The sequence below is a fragment of the Ruficoccus sp. ZRK36 genome (assembly GCF_019603315.1).
GTDB lineage: Bacteria > Verrucomicrobiota > Verrucomicrobiia > Opitutales > Cerasicoccaceae > Ruficoccus.
Map to the genome: position 1 here is coordinate 3629815 of NZ_CP080649.1, position 23673 is coordinate 3653487.

Consider the following 23673-nt stretch of genomic DNA (forward strand, 5'->3'; position numbering starts at 1 on the left):
CAGGTGTCGAAATTGCCCATGCGACATGTGCCGACATGAGCATACAGCGAGTGCAGCTGACTTTGGTACAACCGTAACCGGCTGTCCCTATTGTTTCACTTCCGCTTCCTGCTCCTCAGGGAGTTCAACCGTGTTTTGCTCAGGTTGATACGGGAAGGGTGCTGGCGTAATCATCGGCATGAAAAAACCCGCGTTCTGGGGCATCGGACCGGGAGGGATATGATAGAGCACCGGACCGTAGGGAGGGGGCGGAGGGGGCATATGCCCGGGCGGGCATGGAAAAGGAGCACCGGAATGCGGTCGGCGGAAGGGGCGAAGGTCCGGCTTGATGGGTCCTTCTTTCTTCAAAAATTCAGTCGGCCGGGCAGCGGATCGGCGGTGGCGACCTCTACTGCTACTGCGGGCATGCTTTTTCCAACGATCTTCTTCCTGATCACGGTTGATCGTACTGCCAGCCTCGAGTGGCCGGGATAGCAATGATTTTTCCAGCAATGGCTCACGCTTGGATACACGGCCTGCGTGCTTATAGCCTTTGCGAACGCTGCGCCACAGCAACAGCAGGTAGACGATGAAGCACGCCGCTACGCCTGCCCCACCCAGCCAGATTCGCCACCAGAGCTTAGAGCTGGCATGAAGTACCGGCTTTGCATGACCAGCCTGCGTCGCTGCGGGCTCATCCTTTACCCGGCTGCCCCCATCGAGCTGGTAATACAGATCGTTGATTTTCGCAGATGCAGCTGCCTTCGACGCCTCGTCGATGTCTACCTGCTGGGCCCGGGAATCTGTATTCTCAGGCTCAGAAGAGGCAGGGGCAGGCTGCGCCCAGAGGCTTCCTGTAATAAGTACGAAGAGGGGTATAAACAGGAAACTCCTGCCACATGCTTGTGCCTTTAAAGGCGAAGCATAGCTCCGTTGGGGTATCATTTGTGAGTAGTCTAGAATCGATGCCTCGGGCAAGGCAAGCCTAGACTACTCACCCTAGATTCTGCTACTAAAGTTCTTCAATTGATACGTCGTGCTGCTTCCCCTCAATTTTCAGGCTCAGGCGCGTCACACGTCCGGGAACCGAAGTGTAGGAGGCCGGTGCAGCGGCGGGCGCAGAGACCTGAACCGGCTGCTGTGCCGGAGCCGGAGCGGCAGCCGGGGCCGGAGCTTCCTTCGGGGCGTAATGCTTTTCCAGCTGAGCCGGGAACATCGCGTGGATCACGCAGTGCTCGTCGTCGTTGGGAAGACCCTTTTCGGTGAGTTCCTTCTTCAGATCATCCATGTGCTTGTGGTTGGAGCCGGGGGCTTCAACCGGGCGGCAGGTGATCGGGTCCTTCTGGAACTGCTTGGCAGCCAGCATCTGGAGATCCTTATCCACCGGAGCGGGCGTAGTGCCATAATACCCTAGTGCGATATCGGCAGCCTGCGGAGAAATCTGCTTCCAGCGGCCAAACTTCACGTTGAGGAAGGCCTGCATACCGACGATCTGCGAGGTCGGCGTCACCAGCGGGATCCAGCCAAGGGCTTTGCGGACGACGGGGATCTCGGCAAAGACTTCCTCGAACTTGTCTTCCATCTTCTGCTCCTTGAGCTGGTTGCGGAAGTTCGAGAGCATGCCACCGGGGACCTGATAGATCAGGGTATCGGTGTCCACGATCTCGTTCTTGTGGCTGGTGAAGTCGCTCAGTTCGGCATAAACCTTGTTCAGGTGCGCACGTACGCGAGCCAGGCGCTCGTCATTCTCCGAAGACCACTTCGGGGCGCGCGGGTGGCCCTCCAGCAAAGCCAGCATACGGGAAGTGTCAGGCTGGCCGGTACCATTAGCAAAGGGGATCACGCCCAGGTCAACGGCGTCAACACCGGCATCAATCGCGGCCATGTAGGTGGCAGCGCCGAGGCCGGCGGTTTCGTGGGTGTGCATCCACACCGGGATCTTCACCTTGGACTTGAGTCCGGCGATGATAGCGGCAGCGCGCATGGGCGGGACGAGGCCGGCCATGTCCTTGAGGACGATACCGGTGGCCCCCATGGCCTCCAGGCGGCTACCCAGCTCGATAAACTTCTCCGTCGTGTGGACGGGGCTGGTGGTGTAGCAAATGGTGCCGTGCGCCTCTGCCCCGGCCTCACGGGCGGCGCGGATGGCCGTCTCCATGTTACGCGGGTCGTTAAGGGCGTCGAAAATGCGGAAAATGTTCATCCCGTGCTTGGCCGAGAGCTTGATGAAGCTGGAGACCACGTCGTCCGGGAAGTGCGCGTACTGCACGATATTCTGCCCACGCAGGAGCATCATGTGCGGGGTCTTTGGGCAGGCTTTTTTCAGAGCGTCGAGCCGGTCAAAGGGAAATTCATCCAAAAAGCGCAGCCCAGAGTCGATCGTCGCCCCACCCCAGGTCTCCAGCGCACCGAAGCCGCAGTTATCGAGATCTTCACAGACCGGCAGCATCTGCTCGGTCTTCATGCGGGTGGCCGCGAGGGATTGGTGCCCATCGCGCAGGACATTGTTGTTGAAAGTAACGGGAACGCTATCGCTCATGGTAGAGTAATAAACCCATTAACTTGCCCCTGACAACTCTTTGATCGCATGAACCTGCGATCATTAAGCGACCTTAAAGCCTTTCCAACCGTTGCCTCTGACTTTCGCCAACGACGGTGCTACTTCTTCTTGGACGCTTTCTTGGCCGCCTTCTTCTTCTTTTTCGCGGCTTTCTTATCAGCGCTCTTCTTTTTGACGGCTGACTTCTTGAGGGCCTTTTTCGCGGCTTTCTTTTTGCGCTTCGGCTTTTCCTCCTCGGCGGCCTTGGCTTTCTTACGACCGATCTTCTCGGCCTTTTTCTTGTTTTTCAGCAGCTTGCGCAGCTTGGGCCAGAACTCGCGCGCCACGATGTAGCCGATGCAGTTCTCGGATCCACAGCGGCAGGGGTGGTCCATGAAGTGCTGGATATCGTAGCCGTAGTCAAAGCCCAGCTCCTCGCCTTCCTTGATGTCCCGCATGGAGACGATCCAGATCTCGCCGTCATAGTTGACTGCTTCGCAGTTGGGGTCACAGGAGTGGTTAACGTACTTGGCCGGGTTGTTGGGCACATTCCCGTCCAGATCGTAGCGCTTGTTCAGATCAAAGATGTAGACCAGCCCTTCGCCCTTCTTGCGGGCTTTTTCCTCCCACTCGAGCGCACGACGGGTCGATTCCTTTTTCGGGATCTTCTCGCCGATGTACTGGATGACGCGCGTCCCCGCCTCGATGTCGGCAGTGGCAAACATCCCCTGGTTGTGGATGCTGGACTTACGCAGTTCCCAAAGCTGGCCCTCTTCTTTTTTTGCCATAAAGCCTCCAACATTCAGATGCCCTGCCCCGTGGCGCAAGCCCCAAGCACCGCACCGCCTCGTTTTTATTCACACAAAAAAGCAGCACCTGAGGTGCTGCTTCGATAAAGGCCCCTCCACCAGCTGCCCCCGGCCAAAGCCGGGGACAGGGGTGAATGAGAAATTGCGAGTCACGCTCGGTGTGCTTAGCGCTCGACCTCGGTATCGCCGGGAGCCACATAGTTGTCCAGGCCACCGTAGTTCTGCATCTTGCGGTAGACTGCGAGAGCGAGAACCAGCGAGATAACCGCAAGCACCAGACCACAGCCGTAGATCAACTGATACCTGTCGCCACTCACATCAATAATAGTTCCAACAAAAGGTCCGATCGCGATCGCACACATCGAGGTAAAGATCCCCCCGGCCGAGGAGAACTGGGCGAACTTGCTGTGCGGGTAAAGGCGCATCCCCAGTGAGGCGTCCGTCGTAAAGAAGCAGCCCGAGGTCACCCCGTGCGCCACCCATGCGATCAGGTAGCCCTCTTGACTGTTTGAGAAGAACAACCCCCAGAGAGTCGCCAGGATGTACATGACAAAACAGATCATGATCATGCGCAAGGGGTGAAACAGGTCCACCAGCCAGCCCAGGAAGTACGACAGGCAGAGCGAGATCGTAAAGGTTAGGGCAAGCGCCTTACCGTACATATCCATGCTCACATTCAGATGGTGGGCATAGGGCAGTGCAAAGAGATTCACTGGCATATAGGTCAGTGTCCCGAAGGTGAAGAGCAGGAAGATCAGCAGATAGTAAGGGTTGGTAAAACATTCCTTCACATACAGCTTTGCCCCGCGCCAGAACCCTACCATCAGGTTCGGCTTATCCGGATCCTTGGGGGGAGGCGGCGGATAGTCGCCCTCCTTGACCTTAAAACACACAACCATGAACGAGCAGCCGTAGAACACGCCGACAATCGTCAGAATCAGCGTAAAGTACTCCGGCACATGCCCCATGATCCAGTAGTTGAAGACAATCCCGTCGATCAGGCTGATCGCTCGGAACAGTCCGTAGAAGCGCCCGAGAAGCTCCCGAGGAACAACGTCGTTAATCAGACCACCAAACACCGCGCGACCTGCGATCGTCGCAAACTCGAAGAAGGCCCAGAACACTGCGAAGCATATCACCGCCACGACCCACTCAGGCTCATCCGGAAAGTGCGAGTGCACCCACCTGGCAATCAGCGGCGTAATAGCGATACCGAGGATACCCACCGCCGCGAACGGCGTCGTGATCATCAAGAAGGGAATACGACGGCCCCACTTCCCGCGGTGACGGTCGGATTTCACGCTGATGATCGGTCCGAGGATCAGACCGATAAAAGCCGGGAAGGAGCTGACAATCAGGCCGAACACCCAATTGGGAACCTCCATCTCGCTGAGGTACCACTGGGACATCGGTCCCACTGAGCGGTCACGCGTCGACCAGGCAAAGTCCCCGAGGAACAACCACCCGAAAAGCGCGAGCAGCCCCCCGAAGGTATACGTTATGGTCCCGACTTTCCAAGTCTTGTGACCGTGCTTCTTATGGATATTGGAGGGCAGTAGTTTTGAGATCATCGAACGAGTAAAAATGCGCAGTATGATTCCCGGTTAAACATGTTCAAGGGTTATCAACGTGGCCTTTATAGTTAAAACTAATCATCTACATGAATGATAGATTTACTTCAGCCACAACCCCAGTAAACAAGAGGGGTTCAGGGATTTTCTACAGCCGAGGTTTTCCCGAATCGTATTTTACTAGCACAGTATAGTGCCCCTCTCGGAAGCATCCCATCAGAGGGAAAAACGGTGGGCAGGGATCCCCGCCTCCACCGAGCGGTGGAAGAACTTTTCGGCCTGCCCGACCAGTCGCGAGCACTGCTTATAACCACCGACCCAGGAGTTCTCCGCGCAGACGCGCTTAAGTACCCCACCGGTGACATTCCCCGAGCCATCCAGACGCGGCTCAAACTCGACCCACAGGCGGGGCTTATCCAGATGGTGGACGATGACGCTCACCCGCTCGCCTTCACGGTGCTCGACCATGAGGAAGCGTGGTGTGTCCGGTGCGTTCATTACTGGTGTTCTGGCTTAAGGCTCCGGGAGAGTAAGGCACCCAGCGCCTCTCGTGGTTCGACTCCGTTATAGAGGATTTCGTGCAGCTGATCAAGAATGGGTGTGCGGGCCCCGCACTTTTTTACGATGCGCGAGTAGCCCTCGGTCGCACCGTAGCCCTCGACCACCGTGCGCCGGTGGTCCAGCAGATCAGCAACGAGTTTGCCCTGCCCCACAGCTTCCCCAAAACCGCGGTTGCGGCTCCAGGCCCCGAAGCTCGTGGCCATGAGGTCGCCGACCCCACTGAGGCCATAAAAAGTCTCCGCCTGGCCCCCCAGAGCGATCCCGAGGCGTACCATCTCGTGCAGCGAGCGGGTCAGCAGAGCGGCCTTGGCGTTATCGCCCAGCTTGAGCCCGTCGCAGAGCCCCGCGCCGATGGCGTAAATGTTTTTTAAGGCGCCCCCCAGCTCGACGCCTCGCAGGTCTCCCGAGCGGTACACACGCAGGGCATCCCCGTTAAAGGCTTCCTGCATGCGCGCGGTCAGCTCGTCCTCCGCCTCAGAGGCCAGCACAACCGCCGTCGGGCTGCCAGCAGCGACTTCGGCCGCATTCGAGGGACCGGAGAGTGCCCCCACGGCAATACCGGGAACCAGCTCGGCCACGATCTCACTGGGCGCATGCAGCGACTCCATCTCCACCCCCTTACAGAGGGTGACGATCATCTGCGCCTGCCAGGCCGACTCACGCGCCTCGGCTATTTGCTGACAAAAATCACGCAGACCCCGAATCGGGCAAGCCAGCACGATCAGCTCGGCCTCCATCAGGACGGGCTTGAACTCGCAGCCGATCTGCAAGTCCGGCCCCCAACTGAAACCGGGCAGGTAGTCGCGGTTCTCGCGGGCACTGGCCAGCTCAAGCGCATGCTCGAAGCGGCGCGGGCACAGCGTGACGCGGTGGTTTTGGCGGGAAAGATGCAGCGCGAGGGCCGTGCCCCACGCCCCGGCTCCGAGGACAGCGATGTTCATGAGGGAAATTTTCTTTCGCGCACGTCTGAGGCGTACGACTTAAAGGCGTCGGCGATGGTTGAGCGCAAATTCGCGTATTGCTTGACGAAAGACGGTACATAGCCGGAGGTGAGCCCCAGCATATCCGTGGAGACGAGCACCTGTCCGTCACAGCCGACTCCACTGCCGATGCCGATCGTCGGCACGCCAATGGCTTCGCTCACGGCAGTCGCAGTCTCGGCGGCAACCATCTCGCAAACGATGGCAAAGACACCTGCCTGCTCCAGCGCCTGAGCGTCACGGATCAGCTGCACACGCTGCTCCTCGGTCTTGCCAAACTTGCGGTACCCGCCCAGCTGGTAAACCTGCTGCGGGAGCAGACCGATATGGCCGAGCACCGGCACCCCGGAGGCGGTCAGCGTGGCAATCACCGGGGCCAGGTCTTCGCCGCCCTCGATCTTGACCGCGTCAACCCCGGCCTCCTGCATGAAGCGGCAGCAGACCTCCAGCACGTAGTCGGTGCTGCGCCGTACGACGCCAAAGGGGATGTCCGCGACCACGAGGGAATTGGGCTTCGCGCGCACGACAGACGAGGCAGCCTGCAACATCATGGGAACGGTCACCGGCACGGTTGTTTCAAAACCCAGCTGCATCGGCCCCAGCGTGTCGCCGACGAGAATCAGGTCGATACCGGCCTCGCTGGCCAGTCCGGCCATAGTGCTGTCGTAAGCGGTTACGCAGACCACGGGTCGCGTGCCCTTGAGCTTACGGATGTCACGGGTGCTCACTTTTCCCATACCCGTTTATCGCAATCATTCCCCTCCCCCCTTGCAAGCTTGTATGTCTGCCAGACTAAAGGACTTGGGCCACCTCAAACACGATGCGGGCGCAGTCACAGCGCAAAAGATTGCATTGCGCACCGGGCTCGGGATAATCGCGCTCCTGTGATCGGTCGATTTTATCGCTGGCTTTACCACCACCGGCAGCAGCGCAACTCGCGCCGCCGCCTGTCTGGTCGTACCCGCCCGAAGAATCGCTTCCGGCGCTTCACCTACACGGCGTTCACCCGCGAGGGCTCCAGTAAATATACCCCCTCCGAGCTGCGCAGAAACTGGCTGCGCGTGCTGGGCATCCTCGCCCTCGTCGTAGGGGCTGGTTGGATCATCTGGGAGAGCGCCCACGCGCTTTTTATGTTCCAACCCTGACCGGCGGGCGGAATGCCTGCTCTAGCATTGATGGGGCCGACCCCATGAAGAGCGTTTGAGAGTTCCGGGTTTGAGAATTTGAAAGTTGGATAACAAACGACCGGGAGACTCTGATGAACTCGCAGAAATGGTGGCGACCCCAGTTTTGATGCTTTGCTCAGCGATTGTTTGAACCAGTAAAACTGGTTCAAACAATCGCTGACACGATGCGTAGCATCGAAAGTGCAGGCTCCGCCTGCCGCGGGTGCGGGGTGCGCAGCCCCGCATTTCCCCCTCACACCAGCAGTTGGAGCTGTTCCTGGACGCGGGTGAGTTTTTCGGGATCGAGATCGCCCATCGGCACATCGTACTCGCGGTCCTGCTTCGGGTGGCGGTAGCGCTGCACGCCATCGGCCATCGGGCCTACCCGGCGGAGGATACGCTTACGCTCCAGCATGAGCCCCAGGAGCTGCTTGAGCACTGCCCGGTCTTCCTCGCCCTCGGCGTCATTCTCCTCGTAGAGCGAGATAAACAGCTCCTCCGTGGTGGCCATGAGCTGGCGGCGGGCTTCTTTGGCCTCCTCATTGGGAGTCTTCACCTCGCGGCGCCAGCGCCCGAGCACACCGCCCGGCGCGGAAAACTCCTCGGCCTCTGCCTCACGCAGGTCTGTGCGCTGGAGCTGCCTCTCCTCATCCAGGTGAAGGATACAGACGACGATCTCGCCTTCAGAGAAAGCTTCGCCGGAGACGGTTGACTCGCGGGCCGGGGGTTTAAACTGCCAATCCATAGTTTTTTGTTCCAGTCGAAAGGAATTGTTTGCATGGTAGGGGCCGCTACAAGGAAAAAGCCTGTTTTAAATAAGGAACTATGGGGGACGAACAAGGAAGACTCATTGCGATCGGCGACGTGCACGGCTGTGCGGACGAGCTGGAGGAAATGCTCGACAAGATAGCGCCGAGCGTTGACGACACCCTGATCTTCCTCGGTGACATCGTAAACCGCGGCCCGGCCACCTCCCGCGTGCTCCAGCGCGTAAAAACCCTCGGTAACGCCCGCTGCCTGCTCGGAAACCATGAGCTGCGCCTCCTGCGCTACCGCCATGAGGGCGACCCCACCGTCCTGAAGGACTACGACTGGGAGACCCTCAAGCAGATCGGCCGGGATGACTGGGCCTTTCTGGAGAGCTGCGAGCTGACCATTTCCTACCCCGAGCAGGAGACAGTCTTCGTCCATGGAGGGTTTCTCCCCACCACAGCTTGGTCCGAGCAGGGCGCCGAGATCGTCACCTCCATCCAGGTGATCAACCCGGACAACCCCTCCGAGTACGGCAAGCGCTCCAAACTATCCAATGGCGTCAGCTGGGCCGAAGCCTGGAAGGGACCGCCCTTCGTCATCTACGGCCACACACCGCGCCCCGACATTTTCCGCCGCCCCTGGTCCCTGTGCATTGACACCGGCTGCGTCTACGGCGGCAAGCTCACCGCCTACGATGTCAAAGCTGAAAAATTCCTTCAGGTCCCCGCCCGCAAAACCTACATTTAGACACCACTAGCCACCACTTCCATGAACGACGATACCGGCCAACTCTCCCGCAAAATCATCCTGCTTGTCCTCGATATGCAGGAAACCTTCCTCAAGGTCATGCCCGACCGAGAGAGTGTCATGGCCCGATGTTCGCTCGCCGTGAGCGCGGCTCACCTACTGGGCATCGACGTCGTCTTTACCGAGCAGATGCCCGACAAGCTCGGCCCCACCCTGCCCGAGCTGCTCGCGCTGGCCCCCGATGCCTCCGTCTTCGGTAAAACGTCGTTCTCCGCTTTACAGGCCCCCGGCCTGGAAGCCTATCTGCAGGAGGGAGAGACCGAGCACTTGCTCATCGCCGGGCTGGAGACCCCTATCTGCGTTTACCAGACCGCTCTGGCAGCCCAAAACGAGGACTACGGCGTCACCCTGCTCTCGGACGCCCTCACCTGCCGCCGCTCTGATGACGGCGAGCAGATTCTGCGTGCACTCCGGCACGCCGCCTGTCATATTCTCCCCACCGAAACCGTTTTCTACAGCCTGCTCTCCGATTCGCGACACCCCGCCTTCCGGTCCTTTACCCAATTGGTCAAGCAGTATGGCTGATGTGAACGACATGCCCGCTCCCCCCGCCAACGTCGAGGCTTACACACTCGACGAACTGCGTAAGCTTTACACCGAAAAAGGCGTTGAGGGCCTTGATGCGCACCGCATCGAGTTAACCTCGCCCTACACGGTCGGCAGTTTCCTCTCCCGCCTCGATGTGGATGGCCGCCGCGATGTGCTGCGCCTCATCCCGCTTGAGCACACCACGGACATTCTATCGGAGATGGACGCCGAGGATGCCGCCGATGTCGTCGAGGCCATGCGCGAAAAGCGCGCGGTCAAGATCCTGGAGGAACTCGACCCCGACGACAGCGCCGACATCATGAACGAGATGGAGGACGCCGACCGCGAGCGCCTCCTGGGCAAGGTGGACGACGAGACAGCCGCTACCATGCGCGAGCTCATCGCCTACGAGCCCGATACTGCCGGTGGTATCATGACGACCGAGGTCGCCACGGCCCGCCCGAGCATGACCGTCATCCAGACCGTCCGGCACATCCAGCGCCTCAATGACGAGCTGGAGCATATCTTTTACGTTTACGTGGTCGATGAGGAGAACCGCCTGCTCGGTGTCGTCTCCATGCGCGACCTGGTCATGCATGGCCCGCTGGACTACCTGCGTGACATCATGAACAGCGACCTGCAGGGCATCTGCTCCGTCGATATGGACCAGGAAGACGTGGCCCGCACCATGGCCCAGCTCAACCTCAACGCTGTGCCCGTGGTCGACGTCAACAACCGGCTGGTCGGGATGGTCACGCATGATGACGTGCTCGACATTGTCCAGTCCGAGGCCACGGAGGACATCCAGATGCTCATGGGTGCCGGGGGGGACGAGGCCGTGAACGACCCGGTCTTTCAGAGCATCCAGCGGCGCAGCCCCTGGCTGATGATCAACCTCGTCACGGCAATGCTGGCAGGCAGCGTGGTCTACGCCTTTGAGGACCAGATCAGCAGGATGGCCATCCTCGCCGCCTGCATGCCCGTGGTCGCAGGGCTCAGCGGTAATACCGGGGCTCAGACCCTCGCGATCCTCATCCGCAGTATCGCCCTGGGGGACATCCACAGCGGTGAAGACCGCCGTGTGTGCATGCGGGAGATGTTCAAGGGCCTGATCAACGGCCTGTTCATCGGCATGATCGCCGCGGTCAGTGTCGGCGTCTTCACCGGTAACCCGATGATCTCCGTCGTCATCTTCAGCGCCATGGTGGTCGCCATGTGCTTTGCGGGCATGGCCGGGGCCTTTATCCCTCTGATGCTAAACAAGCTCGGATTCGACCCGGCTCAGTCCAGTAACATCTTTCTAACGGCCTCGACGGACATCTTCAGCTTCGCCGTCTTCCTCAGCCTCGGCACCTGGATACTGCTTTAACGCAAGCAGTGGCAATAAACCGCATCCCACAGGCGGTTGCCCGGCAACATACACGGATTCGTGTGTGCAGTAACGTGTGCCGCTGGCCAGTCCACTTTGATCCCTAACATGAAGGACATGCCCCACATGCTAATGTTACAATTAGAATATCTAATTTGAATAAAAACAATATTAATAAAGTATTTGACACCCGCCTATATCACAGCATGAACATAATCTTCCCAAACGCCGTCTTGCCATGAAGCAATTAATACTCGTCTCACTCTGCCTGTTCTTATGCACGCTCGGCCTGAAGGCCGAATCCTATCACGGGATTTACCGGGGGGACTACGAATTAACGACCTATAAATACGGCTATTACGCCGAAGATGGATTTTTCATCGTCTATGTGGACGCCAGAAACAAGGCAACGGTATGGCTAGCCAATAATGACGAAGAAGACCAGTGGGTTGAAACGGTTAGGTTCAACGTAGATGACGAAGGCTACGGAAAGTTCAAGACCCACAACAAGTATTTGGTCGGATGCCAGGTCAATGATGACGGCAGCTTCACCATTAGCAGTCTGGAGCAGGACACAATGGTCAGCACCAGTAATACTGAGCGAGTCAACTGGAGCCCATACTACGGTGATGCTGGCAGGTACTCGGTCTCGGGGAAGGGCTACTACATGGGTAGCACCATATCAGTGAGAGGTGAGGCGTACCTTTTACCCGATGGAGATGTCTATATGTATCTCCGCAGTGGAAGTGAGGTCGTCATGGAGCGCATCCCCAGCGTCAGCTCCTACGCAAAGAGCAGCACCTCGGCGCCCTCGATTGTCTACACAGACTTAACGCCCGGCAGATACAAACTCACCTACGACTACATCGACGATGACGGAGTGCATGTCGTCCTGGACATGACGCAGAACCTCAACTTTTTCGACAGCGATGCAGACGGACTCTGCAACTACGTCGAAGCGTACTACGGCACAGACGAAACAACGGCTGACTCCGACAAAAACAGAGTCTATGACGCATACGAGTATCTCGCGGATTACTTGGGTGTTGAAGATCTCTCTGACAATATCCCCCAGCCGGATATCTACTCTGTTGAGCTCGATGGCTACTCACTGCTCATGGCTCCCGTATCTTCATCCTCGGCCATGGTATTCTGCACAGAGGACCTGAGCGAGCTGGACAGCGACTCTCTGCAGGCCGTGACAAGCTATCTGGAGAAGAAGGGCTATCTCGTCGCTGATGACGGCACCGTCTCGTATTCCTTCACGCTCACATGGGACAAACAAGGGATCGGAACAGCAAAAGATATATACGGAGACACTTTATATTCCCTCATGACCGAGGGCAATAAAATGGGGCTGGTCACGACGGCATCCTACGGGGTCTTTGACGCCCAAAGCCTTACCCTGGCAGGAATGCGGCATGAACCAAGCAGCGAGTTCGGCCTCTATAAGGGAAAGGTCCGTGTCGCCGGAATAACCAGCAATGCCTATATCATCCTCAATGGCGACGGAGAGTACATCCTTTACACGCAGACGCAAAAGAAGGGCTACGACTACATCTGGGGCCAATATGGAATCGGTTATGAGAATGGCGAAAGCGTAATCATTTTCAACAATTCACCGGACAGCGAAGACAACTTTTTGGCAGGAGTCAGCGCCAGCCTCGCCGTCACGGATCGATACGCGAAAATCGCTTTTGATTCCAGAAAGTCCGATATTGAGACCGAGGTCGAGAACATCACTTTCTCGCGTTTGTACGATCTGTACGACTCGGACTCAGACGGCCTCTCAAACTGGGCAGAATCGAACACCTACGGCACCAATCCCCTCCTGAGCGACTCCGACAAGGACAGAATGAGCGATGGGGCTGAGATTGAAGCGGGAACCGACCCGAGTGATTCGGCTGTTTTTCCGGCCAGCATTAAGATCTCCGCGAAAATGGCCAGCCGCGTCAAACTCGACATCCCTCAGATATTTAATCTCTATATCGACGGCAAGGCCTACGACGCGGGCCTCATGATGGACACCAAAGGCAGCCTGACCACCACCGTCTATCTCCCCGCCGGTTCCACCTACAGCATCTATGCGACCCTTTCGTCCATTGATGAAGAAAACATGGGCCTCAAGGTCTACTACGATACCGGTGCCCCCGTGGACGTAGCTCTCACTCGCAACACCAGTCTTTCATTGGTTTTTGACGGTGACCAGGACGGTGATGGCCTGCTCGACAGTGAAGAAGCCAAATACAAGAGCGACCCCAAGCTGGCCGACACAGACGGGGATGGTCTGACTGACGCAGAGGAGATAGAGTTAAAACTAAAGCCCTACATGGCTGACTCCGACAATGACGGCTACAGCGACTATATGGAGGTCGTACTGGGCACAAATCCGCTCCAGAAAAAGGACGCTCCGGTCGCCTATGCACAGCAGTCAGTGACCGCCTCGCTTACTCTGATCTACGTGGACGAAGATGGTCTCTCCAAGACGAAGGTACTCGACACCGTAGCCTTCTGCGAATTGCTGGCTGAAATCGCCGACGTAGAGAACCCCACGGGTGAGTTGAAGATCCGTACGAACTTCACGGAGGATGGCGATGGTGCCAGCTGGATGCTCTCGACGGCGACCGGGCCGGTTAACATCAACAAGTACATATCCGCAGTCAAAATCGCTGGCCAAAAGAACTACTTCTCCACCGCCATCGACGAGGATCTCATCACACACCACATCGTCGCCTACTCAATCGAGAACCGTAAAAAGAAGATCTCACTGACACTCATCGCCGATGGTGACTATGAGTATGAGCTCAATCAGATGGATGGGCTCTCGCTACTACTGATGACTGAGCAGGACACTCCCACCCGTGTGAGCGGCATCATCGAGCACCCCGATTATACCGCTAAGGACCAAGCGGGCATCATTCGCGGCAGCCTGCGCTACGGAAGTGAGAGCGCCCACTATCCCACACCTGACTCTGGGAGTAGCGTCTCGAGTGGAAGCATGGGGAGCATTGTATCACCTGAGCAGGACTTCGCGGTAAGTCCTGCTATGTAGCGGGGCAACCTAGAACACTCTTTGGTCAAAGCCGTCATGCGACATGCATGGCGGCTTTTTATATCCACATAGCTGTGCCTATCAGTGTTACCGATATAACACGAGAGGCATGAGTTTTCCACCAGATCAGGCTGGCGTGGCGAAAAGTCACAAGAGCTACGATACCTACTCCTTGGTGCGGCAGTCTTCGCAGACACCGTAGAGCTCAAGTACGTGGTGGACGTCTTCGTAGCCGAGGTTTTTCGCTAAAGCTTCGAGTTTTTCCGCCTCACAGAAATCGAGTTTCTCGGCGCGGTGGCACTTACGGCAAATGATGTGGTGGTGATGGTGATTTTCCTCCACCAGCTCGTAGAGAGCCTTACCGGACTCCAGGGTGAAACGCTGGACAATCCCTGCCTTTTCAAAAGCTTCCAGACTGCGATAAATCGTTACCAGATCGGCCTTTTCGGCCCCGACCATCTGGTGGACCTGCTCAGCCGACAGCGGCTTCGACTCCTGCACGAGCACGTTCAGCATGGCCTTGCGTGGCTCCGTGATTCGGTAGTGCTCACGTCGAAGGACATCCAGTGCGTCGTCGATTCGGGGTTTCTCGTGTGTCATGGGAATAAAACAGTATACCTCGAATATGGATTCATCCACGCCTCATGGCAAGGGCGCGAATCGCTTTATTTATACCCATTCTAAAAAGCGCTACTTATCCCGACGTGAGGCTAACGCTCACAAGATAGCATCAAACAGCAATCCGTACGCCCCGCCGCATAAAGGTCGGCACGTCCAGATCCTCGCCCTCGAAGATGTTTCGCTCGGTCTTCTCGAAGTAGCCCCGCTGCTCCTCCTCGGAGACAAACATAAACTCCTCCTGGCAATCGGTTTCGCGGCCGGGCTCCCCCTTCTTGAGTTTCGATTTGTGGACCGGGTGGACGGTCTGGGTGGCGGAGGCCGTCCGCATGATGGGCTCTTCCGGTTCCTCTTCGTCCTCGATAGCGGGCGGAGGCGTCGGAGCGGCCTTGCGAACCGGCTGGCGCACATAGCGGCTCCCGGCCACATCGGTCGTACCAATCACACAAATGTCCACCGTCTGCTGGAGGCTCTCGTCGATCACCGCCCCCAGGATCGTATTCTCACGGCTGCCGAACTGCTCGCTCACCACGGCCATGATCTCGTTGACCTGGCGAATGCCCAAGTCTGTGCCGCCCACGATGTTGACCAGCACGCGGTCAGCCTTGCGGGCGTACTCGGGCAGGTTGAGCAGTGGGCAGGCCTTAAGGTCTTCGATGGCCGCGGACACGCAGTTTTCGCCTTCACCATGGCCGAGCCCAAAGAGCGTCTTGCCGCCCTGGTTATAGAAAGCCTTGCGGAGGGTGGCGAAGTCCAGATTGATCAACCCGGTCTGGGTCAGCATGGTGCAGATCGAGCGCACGCCGCGATCGATCCAGATATCCGCCTGGGCAAAGGCGTCGAGCACCGTCGCGTTGTCATCGAGCATCTGCATGAGCAGGTCGTTGGGCAGCGGGATGACCGCATCGCAGCTCTTGCGCAGGTCGCCGAGCGCATCCTCTGCCTGCTCGTGACGCTTGGCTCCCTCGATGGTAAACGGCAGGGTGACAAATGCGATGACGAGCGCGCCCTCTTCGGCGGCCAGCTTGGCCACCACGGGAGCCGCACCGCTGCCGGTGCCACCGCCCAGACCGACGAGCAGAAAAACCAAGTCCACCCCACGGAGCACGCCACGGATGGCATCGGCGTCCGCCTCGGCAGACTTCTTACCCAGCTCGCTTTCGCCCCCGGTGCTCAGGCCACGGGTGACATTGCGGCCGATCATGACCTTTTCGGGAAGCGGTGAGCTGGCCAAGGCCTGCGCATCGGTATTGAGGGCCGCGAGCTTGACTGAGCCGCCGCTGTCGAGCTGGAGCCGGTCCACCGCGTTGGTGCCCGCTCCGCCGATGCCGACGATCTTGATCCGGATGTTCTCGCCTTCGAGTTCGCCGCTGAACATCCCACCCTGCTTGCTGAAATTTTCGTTCTCCATCGCGCCTGCTCCCAGTTAGATTGAAAAGAGTTTGCTCACCTTTTTCATCAGCCCCTTCTCCGGCGGGGGGGCGACGAATTCCTCCTGATGCTGGCCCGTCAGTGCGTAGTGCATCAGGCCAAGCGCCGTGCTGTAGCCGGGGCCGCGCAAGTCCTCGCGCACCCAATCCGGGTTACTGCCCATGCGCACCGGCAGGCCGAGCACCTTACCGGCCAGCTCAGGCAGGCCGGGCAGGACCGAGGCCCCGCCACTGAGCACCACGCCGCACGGGAGAAACTCCTCGGTGCAGGCCTCGCCCAGCTGTTTCTTTAAAATCTGGAAAACCTCCTCCAGTCGCAGCTGCATAATCTGCACCAGTGACTGACGCGAAAGGTAGCGATCTCCGATCATCTGATCCCCGACCATCCAGACCTTTTCGCCCTTGTCATCCTTTTCCACAAAGGCCTTACCGAACTGCTTCTTGAGCTTCTCGGCGTACTTGCGGTTGACCCGCAGGCCCAGCGTGAGGTCGTTAGTCAGGTGGTCGCCGCCGACCGGTACCACACCGGTGCGCTGGATGACTCCCTCGCGGTACACGGCCCAGTCCGTCGTGCCGCCGCCCATGTCGAGCACGAGCGCACCCCGGCGCTTTTCCTCGGCGGTCGCAATCATGCTGGCGGTGGCGATACTGGAGAGGATCATGTCCTCCACCGGCAGCCCAAAGCCATTGATAATGTGGATGTGGTCGCGCACGCGGGCCTCGTCCCCATGGACGGACCAGTAGCTGACTTCGAGCTTCTCACCGACCTGCCCCAGTGGTTTCTCCACCGGTTGCCCGTCTAGCCGGAAACCATGCTTAATGTGGTGAATGTAAACGCGGTCGGCAGACACTTCCTTGCCCTTGGCATCCTCGATCACGCGCTGCACATCGGCGCGAGACACACGGTTGTCAGAGGCCGAGACATTGACCGAGCCCACGTGCCCGAAGCCCTCCAGATGCGCCCCAGTCTGCGAAAGATAAACCGCCTCGACCTGAACGCCCGCGCTTTTCTCAGCGCCCATGATGGCAGCGTGCACGCTGTTACTGGCCGCACGAAAGTCCACGATTTCGCCCTTTTTGACGCCCGAGCTCGAGCACTCCGCCATCCCGATCAGGTTCAGGCTGCGCCCGTTGACGATCTCTCCGATCAACGCCACCACATGGGTGGTCCCGATTTCGACGGCTCCAACGATTTTGCTCTGGCTCATAGGATCATGCGTTATCGGTTAGCGGTAGCGGCGGGTACGGTCCTGCCCCTGGGCGAGTTTGATAATGGGCTCCTGAAAGCTCAGGTCAATCCGTCGCACCGGGCCGATCTGTTTTTCTTCCAGATGGGCATAGATTTTACGCAGGCGCTCCAGCTGCCCATCGAAACCCGTGGGCGAAAAGATGATCTCGTGTTTGTCGCGGGTGACCACGCGGATGGTCGCGCCCAGCTCCTCGGGGTCGCCCGAGAAATCACGCAGCGAGATAATCCTCCACTGGCTGTAAATCTCCGGGTAGCCGATCTGCGCCTGGTTCATCAGCTCGCAAACGGTTTCAACCCCCGGCACAGGCCCGTAGCGGTTTCCCTGCCGGGCGACCTGCGCGACATCGAGAAACGGCAGCGGCTCAAGCTGGTCGATCGCGTAGTGCGCGCCGCGGTAGACCACGCCCTCGGCATCCACGAGCCAGAGGCCCTTGCGCCCGGAGGCATCGACGATGACCAGCTTCTGCACCGGACGGCGCTCCTTCACACTGACCATGAGAGCATCGGGGAAGCGCTTCTCCACGGAAACTTCGCGGGTCTGCCCCTCCTCGGCGAGCTGGCTGCGGATCGCCTCAATATTAACATCGGCCAGCGCAATATCATCCGGCAGGTCGAGCCGTTCCATCAACCACTCGCGGGTCAGCACGCCGTCGGTCTGGAAATAGATGTTCCGGAGTGGCCCACTCGCACCGACCACGGAGAGCTTGTCGCTCTTAGTGTTGAGCAGGTACAGCCCGCCGCCGATCGCCCACAGTACGACGAGGATCGCCAGCACGGCACCGGTCATGCGCAGGCTGATCGCCCAGCGTCGCTTGCGGGCGACCTTGGTCTGGCCGCGTCCGGCCGAGCTCTGCTTGATGCTGTGCCAGGAGGAAGCTTTTTTCTTGGCTGGTTTTTTCTTGGCCATGGCTCAGGTGAGTTGAGGGTGCTTGCCGCGTCGCAGCGCCGGCTCAGTCATGCGCAGCGCCAGCGTCTCGAAGTCCAGCCCGCGGCAGGATGCGCTCTTCGGGAGCAGGCTGGTCGGCGTCAGGCCGGGGATGGTGTTGATTTCTAAAAAGTACGGGATGCCCTCCGGGGTCAGGATAAAGTCCACGCGCCCGAAGTCCCGGCAGCCACACGCCGCAAAGGCGCTCTCGGCAAAACCGCGGATGCGGGCGGCGAGTTCTTCCGGGACCTTGGCAGGAAACAGATACTCGGTCGAGCCCGGCGTGTACTTACGCTCGTAGTCGTAAACGCCACCCGTGGGAACGATCTCGACAATGCCCATCGCCTCACCACCAAGGATGCCGACCGTCATCTCGCGGCCGGCGACAAAGGCCTCAGCCATCCAGCGGCCCGGCGTCAGCACGGTCAGTGCATGGGTGATTTCGGTCAATCCCCTGCACAGGTGTAGCCCCACGCTGCTCCCCTGATCCACAGGCTTCAGCACGAGGTGCTCACCGACTTCATGGGCAAGGTGTTCTGCCGTGGGCGCGTCAGCAGCGTCAAAGATAGCATCACCGGCGATGGCGAACCCCGAGTCCTTCACCGCTGCCTTTGTCGCGGTTTTGTCCATGCACAGGGCGCTGGCCTCTGGACCGGAACCGGCGTAGGAAAAGCCGCTCGCCTCCAGCAGGGCCTGGATCTGCCCGTCCTCGCCGAAGCTCCCGTGCAGCGCCGGGAAGACCACGGTCTTGTCGGCACGCAGCCCGGCAGGTAAGGCGGCATCTGCGAACTCGATCAAGGCCACGTCAAAGTGTTTTTCCAGCGCGGCGGCAATGCTGCGGCCGGAAACGAGCGAAACCTCGCGCTCGCTCGAAGGTCCGCCGCACAGGACGCTGATGTGGGCACGCGTGCTCATAAAAGCTCCTCCCACTTCTGCCCGGCCAGCAGGACCTCGGGCTCCAGCTCCACTCCGCGCTCCCGGCGTGCCGTCTCGCGGATGCGACGGATAAGCCCGACCACGTCCGCCGAAGTCGCTCCGCCAGTGTTGATGATGAAATTCGCATGCACGGAGGAAACCTCCGCCGCCCCCTCGCGCAGCCCCTTCAGGCCCAGCTCGTCAATGATCTTGCCAGCGTGCCCGCCCTCGGGGTTTTTAAAGATGCAGCCCGCACTGGGTTCGCGCGGCTGGCTCTCCTTGCGGGTGCTCGCATAGCTGTCCATCCGCGCGCGAATGGCCGTATCCGGCTCCGTCTTTTGACTGGAAAAGACCGCTCCGAGCGCAAGGCCATCGGCGATTTCGCAGCACTTGCGGTAGCCAAAGTGGAACCGCTCGCGCGGCCAGACCTGTACCGTCCCGGCGGCATCAACGAAGATGACCTCCTCGACCACATCAAAGATCCAGCCCCCCATGGCTCCGGCGTTCATGCGCAGCGAGCCGCCCACCGTGCCGGGGATGCCTTCCAGAAATTCGAAACCGCCCAGTCCGTGTTTGGCCGCAAAGCTACAGAGCTGCTTCAGGCGCACGCCAGCCCCGGCCAGGATACGCTCCTCGCCGTCGAGCTCCAGCCGCTGCCACGCAGCCTGCTTAAAGCCCAGCGCCAGCCCGTCGAATCCCTCGTCGGGCACGAGCAGATTAGAGCCACGCCCCAGGGGAAGCACCGGCAAGCCCACTTCGCGGGCCTCCCGCAGCAGGTAAGCCATATCGGCCTCATCAGCCGGCTCGGCATAGAAGCGGGCCGGACCGCCGATGCGGATCGTGGTTTTGCGGTCGAGGGGCTCGCCCAGCCGGATCACGGCCTCGGTTGACAGGCCCTCCTTCCAGCGCAGGGAAAGCTGGCGATCGCGGACAAAGCGCGCTGCCATCCGGTCAATATCACCCGCCCCAACAAAGAGCAGCGTGCCGGGCATTTCCTCGGCCATGGCGCGGTCGAGCACACCGTTGAGGTCGCCGGGGGCGACAGCCTCCAGCTTGGCGGAACCGGCTTCCTGAAAGATTCGCTCCTCTGTCCCGCCTTGATCGAGCGGCTCACTGGCGGCATAGACCGGCAGCACCCACGCGCGATCAGCAGTATCGAGCACCTGGGCAAAATCCCGAGCAAACTGTCGCGTGCGGCTATAGCGGTGTGGCTGGAAAACGACCCAGACCGGCCCCTCGGATTCGCAGCGCATCATGCTGAGCAGAGCGCGAATCTCGGTGGGGTGATGCGCATAGTCGGCGATCACCTGCAGGGTTCCCTCGCGGTGAATCACATCCTGCCGGCGGCAAATGCCGGGAAAGCTCGACAGCGGATTTTCCGGGACGGTCCCGGCGATCAGCCGGCACGCCTGCAGCGCGGCGTTGGCGTTATCGAGATTGAAGTTGATACCGGGCGCCTCAAAGCGGATCACCTCGGCCTTGATCTCCTCGTCGAAGGGAAACGCCTCGGGGAGCAGCACCCGCTCACTCGTACGGGCAAAAAGTCGTGCGAAGGCCGCCCGCAGGTCGGCCTCGGTGCGGTAGCGATCCGCGTGGTCCCAGTCGAGATTGACAACCACGGTGACGGCTGGGTCAAAGCCCTCAATCGTCCCGTCGCTCTCATCCACCTCGGCCACCAGCCAGGGTGAGCTGGCCGAGTAGTGGGCAGGCGACAGCGTCCCGCCGCCATTAAACAGTCCGCCCAGCACATAGCTAAAGTCGAACCCCACGCTGCGCAGCATATCGATCAGCATACCAGTCGTCGTGGTCTTGCCGTGGCTACCAGCGATCGCGACCAGCTTCTTACCCGCAGCCAGCCGGGCCAGAAGCTCGCCACGGCGCAGGCATGTTGCCTTCCCTTCTGCGACGGATTGCGCCAACAGCGGGTGCGCCAGGTCAACCGCGCTGGAGCGCACGATCAACGGCTTCGAGCCCGGAGCGGGCGTATTGGAAATTTCGATACCGTGCGCCTCCAACAGTTCGCGCACCGGGGCCTTCAGATTATCATCCCAACCGCGCACCCGACAGCCGGCCTGCGCCAGACAGATCGCCAGCGGGGCCATGCCCATGCCACCGATACCCAGCAGGAACACCTCCTCGGGGAGTGCCGTATGCGGTTGTTCGGGTGCCGTCATCATGCGTGCTTGTGCTGAGCTGCGACACTCTCAAGATCGCTGACCATCAGCTCGATGGGGTTAATGCGGTCAAGACGCGCCAGATTATCGCGAATTTTGTTCAGCAGCCAGTCGTTGAAAATCGTATCGACGACCTCGTCCGTCAGGCGGCTGATGTCCTGCTGCTCGACGACGATCGTCCCGCCCTGCTGTTCGAAGAAATGGGCGTTGGCGCGCTGGTGGTCGTCCGCGGCATAGGGAAAGGGGACGATAATCGAGGGCACATGGCAGCGGATAAACTCTGCGATACTCCCCGCCCCCGCTCTGGAAACGACGAGGTCAGCCGCGCTAAGCACCTCCGCCATGCGGTCGCAGAAGGGTACGAAATAGCAGCGGGCCACCTGCCCGTCTTCGAGCTTGTGCTCCACCGTCCCCTGCGAGCCATTACGAAGACCGGTCAGGCAGTAGACGCTGATATTTTCCTGGGCGAGGCGCTCGAAGTTTTCCGTCACCCATTTATTCAGAGCGACAGCGCCCTGGCTGCCCCCAAAGACGAGGAGCAGCTTACCGGAGACCTGGATGCCGAGCTTCTGCCGGGCCACATCCTGCGGCAGGCGGCGGATCTCCCGGCGCACCGGGTAGCCCGAGTGGCGGACGGTCTGCGGCGGCAGGCTCTTGAGTTGGGTCCCCTCTGGCAGGTAAATACGTTGGGCCATGCCACTGAGCATGCGGATGGCGCGCCCGGCCCGGCGATTGGCCTCGTGCAGGACGATCGGATAGCCGAGGAGAAAACCTGCCAGCACCAAGCCCACGCTGAGAAAGCCCCCGAAACCCACGATGGCCGCCGGTTTATGCTTACGGATCAGGCGCAGGGCGAAAAGGAACGCGCGAGTCTGCTCCCACTGGAAACGCAGGAAGCCGAGCGGCTTCCAGGACATGCCGCAACCCGGCGAGCGCACGAAGTTCAGGTTCGGGTAGCTGTTCACCAGCCGCGAATCCACGTCCTTTTTGCTGATAATCAGACAGCATTCGTGCCCGGCCTCACTCAGCCCTTCGGCTAACGCGATCCCCGGTGCAAGATGCCCGCCCGTTCCGCCACATGAGATCAGGAACAGGCTCATAGATGTCGTGGCCGCTTCAGGGCCGGTTTTTGCCAGTGACGGAAACAGTTTAAAATCAGCCCGACCAGGATGAACATCACCACGAGGTTAGAACCCCCGTAGCTGATAAAGGGCAGGGACATGCCCTTCGTCGGAAGCAGGCCGGTCACGACCCCCATATTGATGAGGGCCTGAAAAGTCAGGAACCACAGGGCTCCACACACCAGCAGGAACTGGTACATATTCGGCGCACGGCGCAGGCTCCACACTCCGCACAGAAAGACCGTCAGGAACAAGGCCACCACGGTTGCTGTGGTGATAAAGCCCAGCTCCTCGCCGATCACGGGAAACACAAAGTCCGTGTGCGACTCGGGCAGATAGGAAAGTTGCTGGCGGCCATTACCGAGGCCGACACCGTCCACCCCCCCCGCTCCGAAAGCCAGGATCCCCTGCCAGAGCTGGTAGGCGCTGTCGGACTTGTTCGCCTCCACATCGAGAAACGACGTCACGCGGCGCAGCCGGATCGGGTCCAGATAGACGGCCACGCCAAAGAGCATGAGCGCCATCAGACCACTGGGGATCAGGAAAAGCAGACGCGTCCCGGCGACGAAGAGCATACACAGGCCGACGATGCCACACAGCGCCGTCGTCCCAAAGTCCGGCTCCAGCATGATCAGCCCGCAGAGCAGCCCCAAGCCGGTACATGGCAGGACAAATCCCCACCAGAAGCTCTGTATCCGCCGCTGGTTCTGCGCCAGGAAGTGCGCCATCCCGAAGATCAGGGCCAGCTTACCCAGGTCCGAGACCTGCAGGCGCATCATGCCCAGATCCAGCCAGCGGCTCGCACCGTTCACTTTTACACCGATGCCCGGCACCAATACCGCCACCAGCAGGAGCAGCACCGCCCCGACGAAGACCCATGTCCCCTTGCGGACGGTATCCAGGTTCAGAAATGCGGTAAAAATCCCGGCCAGCAGCGCAAGAGCCAGCCAGAGACTTTGCCGTTGGAAGTAGAAGTACGGATTAGAGCTGAGCGACTTGCCGGCGCTGGAGAGTACCACCAGCCCGAGAAAAGTGAGCACTGCCACGCAGAGCGTCAGCACACTGCCGGCGCTCACCACTCGGATATTTGTCGCTCGCGGTTTCAGATCCGTAATTCAAAGGGGGTT

The 23673-nt window shown here is 59.7% G+C and carries 21 protein-coding genes; 5 read left to right on the plus strand and 16 right to left on the minus strand.

Translation table 11 applies throughout. The features are described 5' to 3' along the window. Positions 1–87 precede the first annotated feature (87 nt). The 7 genes from K0V07_RS15840 to panB all read right to left on the minus strand — a co-directional run bounded on the left by K0V07_RS15840 (position 88) and on the right by panB (position 7176). On the minus strand, positions 88–957 hold the full coding sequence (locus K0V07_RS15840; protein ID WP_220622365.1) for a hypothetical protein: 870 nt from the start codon (positions 955–957) through the stop codon (positions 88–90). 34 nt (positions 958–991) lie between these two features. Next, a complete protein-coding gene (locus K0V07_RS15845; RefSeq protein ID WP_220622366.1) occupies positions 992–2518 on the minus strand; it encodes a pyruvate carboxylase subunit B in 1527 nt (508 codons plus the stop codon). 119 nt (positions 2519–2637) lie between these two features. After that, positions 2638–3306: an SET domain-containing protein-lysine N-methyltransferase gene (locus tag K0V07_RS15850; RefSeq protein WP_220622367.1), complete on the minus strand. Its 669-nt coding sequence runs from the start codon at positions 3304–3306 to the stop codon at positions 2638–2640. A gap of 185 nt (positions 3307–3491) precedes the next feature. Then, the gene (locus K0V07_RS15855; protein ID WP_220622368.1) at positions 3492–4898 is read right to left on the minus strand and encodes an MFS transporter; all 1407 of its coding nucleotides are present in this window, start codon (positions 4896–4898) and stop codon (positions 3492–3494) included. Between the two features lie 216 nt (positions 4899–5114). Then, positions 5115–5396: a hypothetical protein gene (locus tag K0V07_RS15860; protein WP_220622369.1), complete on the minus strand. Its 282-nt coding sequence runs from the start codon at positions 5394–5396 to the stop codon at positions 5115–5117. Further along, on the minus strand, positions 5396–6400 hold the full coding sequence (locus tag K0V07_RS15865) for an NAD(P)H-dependent glycerol-3-phosphate dehydrogenase (protein ID WP_220622370.1): 1005 nt from the start codon (positions 6398–6400) through the stop codon (positions 5396–5398). The genes K0V07_RS15860 and K0V07_RS15865 overlap by 1 nt, the downstream gene beginning before the upstream one ends. Beyond that, positions 6397–7176 carry a 3-methyl-2-oxobutanoate hydroxymethyltransferase gene (gene panB, locus K0V07_RS15870; RefSeq protein WP_220622371.1) on the minus strand — a complete coding sequence of 260 codons (780 nt, stop codon included), beginning with the start codon at positions 7174–7176 and terminating at the stop codon, positions 6397–6399. The genes K0V07_RS15865 and panB overlap by 4 nt, the downstream gene beginning before the upstream one ends. A 147-nt stretch (positions 7177–7323) precedes the next feature. Between panB and K0V07_RS15875 the strand changes: the two genes are divergently transcribed. Continuing rightward, the gene (locus tag K0V07_RS15875; RefSeq protein ID WP_220622372.1) at positions 7324–7584 is read left to right on the plus strand and encodes a hypothetical protein; all 261 of its coding nucleotides are present in this window, start codon (positions 7324–7326) and stop codon (positions 7582–7584) included. A gap of 274 nt (positions 7585–7858) precedes the next feature. Here the strand turns inward: K0V07_RS15875 and K0V07_RS15880 are convergent, their stop codons facing one another. Then, complete coding sequence (locus K0V07_RS15880; protein WP_220622373.1) at positions 7859–8350, minus strand: hypothetical protein; 492 nt, start codon at positions 8348–8350, stop codon at positions 7859–7861. Between the two features lie 80 nt (positions 8351–8430). Between K0V07_RS15880 and K0V07_RS15885 the strand changes: the two genes are divergently transcribed. From K0V07_RS15885 to K0V07_RS15900, 4 genes are all read left to right on the plus strand, one after another. After that, a complete protein-coding gene (locus K0V07_RS15885) occupies positions 8431–9105 on the plus strand; it encodes a metallophosphoesterase (RefSeq protein ID WP_220622374.1) in 675 nt (224 codons plus the stop codon). 21 nt (positions 9106–9126) lie between these two features. Further along, entirely contained in the window at positions 9127–9690 is a 564-nt protein-coding gene (locus K0V07_RS15890) for an isochorismatase family protein (RefSeq protein WP_220622375.1), read from the plus strand. Between the two features lie 10 nt (positions 9691–9700). Then, positions 9701–11062, plus strand: a complete 1362-nt coding sequence (gene mgtE, locus K0V07_RS15895; protein WP_220622376.1) for a magnesium transporter — start codon at positions 9701–9703, stop codon at positions 11060–11062. A gap of 238 nt (positions 11063–11300) precedes the next feature. Continuing rightward, positions 11301–14114, plus strand: coding sequence for a thrombospondin type 3 repeat-containing protein (locus K0V07_RS15900; RefSeq protein WP_220622377.1), 2814 nt, complete (start codon positions 11301–11303; stop codon positions 14112–14114). 165 nt (positions 14115–14279) lie between these two features. Here K0V07_RS15900 and K0V07_RS15905 read toward each other — a convergent pair whose 3' ends face one another. The 8 genes from K0V07_RS15905 to ftsW all read right to left on the minus strand — a co-directional run bounded on the left by K0V07_RS15905 (position 14280) and on the right by ftsW (position 23622). Continuing rightward, a complete protein-coding gene (locus tag K0V07_RS15905; RefSeq protein ID WP_220622378.1) occupies positions 14280–14714 on the minus strand; it encodes a Fur family transcriptional regulator in 435 nt (144 codons plus the stop codon). 130 nt (positions 14715–14844) lie between these two features. After that, positions 14845–16143, minus strand: coding sequence for a cell division protein FtsZ (locus tag K0V07_RS15910; RefSeq protein WP_220622379.1), 1299 nt, complete (start codon positions 16141–16143; stop codon positions 14845–14847). Positions 16144–16158: 15 nt separating this feature from the next. After that, positions 16159–17370: a cell division protein FtsA gene (ftsA, locus tag K0V07_RS15915; RefSeq protein WP_220622380.1), complete on the minus strand. Its 1212-nt coding sequence runs from the start codon at positions 17368–17370 to the stop codon at positions 16159–16161. Between the two features lie 18 nt (positions 17371–17388). Continuing rightward, entirely contained in the window at positions 17389–18318 is a 930-nt protein-coding gene (locus K0V07_RS15920; protein WP_220622381.1) for an FtsQ-type POTRA domain-containing protein, read from the minus strand. Positions 18319–18321: 3 nt separating this feature from the next. Next, entirely contained in the window at positions 18322–19251 is a 930-nt protein-coding gene (locus K0V07_RS15925) for a D-alanine--D-alanine ligase (protein WP_220622382.1), read from the minus strand. Then, positions 19248–21428: a UDP-N-acetylmuramate dehydrogenase gene (murB, locus tag K0V07_RS15930; RefSeq protein ID WP_220622383.1), complete on the minus strand. Its 2181-nt coding sequence runs from the start codon at positions 21426–21428 to the stop codon at positions 19248–19250. The genes K0V07_RS15925 and murB overlap by 4 nt, the downstream gene beginning before the upstream one ends. Then, positions 21425–22525, minus strand: a complete 1101-nt coding sequence (locus tag K0V07_RS15935; protein WP_220622384.1) for a UDP-N-acetylglucosamine--N-acetylmuramyl-(pentapeptide) pyrophosphoryl-undecaprenol N-acetylglucosamine transferase — start codon at positions 22523–22525, stop codon at positions 21425–21427. The genes murB and K0V07_RS15935 overlap by 4 nt, the downstream gene beginning before the upstream one ends. Beyond that, positions 22522–23622, minus strand: a complete 1101-nt coding sequence (gene ftsW / locus K0V07_RS15940; protein WP_255568030.1) for a putative lipid II flippase FtsW — start codon at positions 23620–23622, stop codon at positions 22522–22524. The genes K0V07_RS15935 and ftsW overlap by 4 nt, the downstream gene beginning before the upstream one ends. Between the last annotated feature and the right edge of the window lie 51 nt (positions 23623–23673).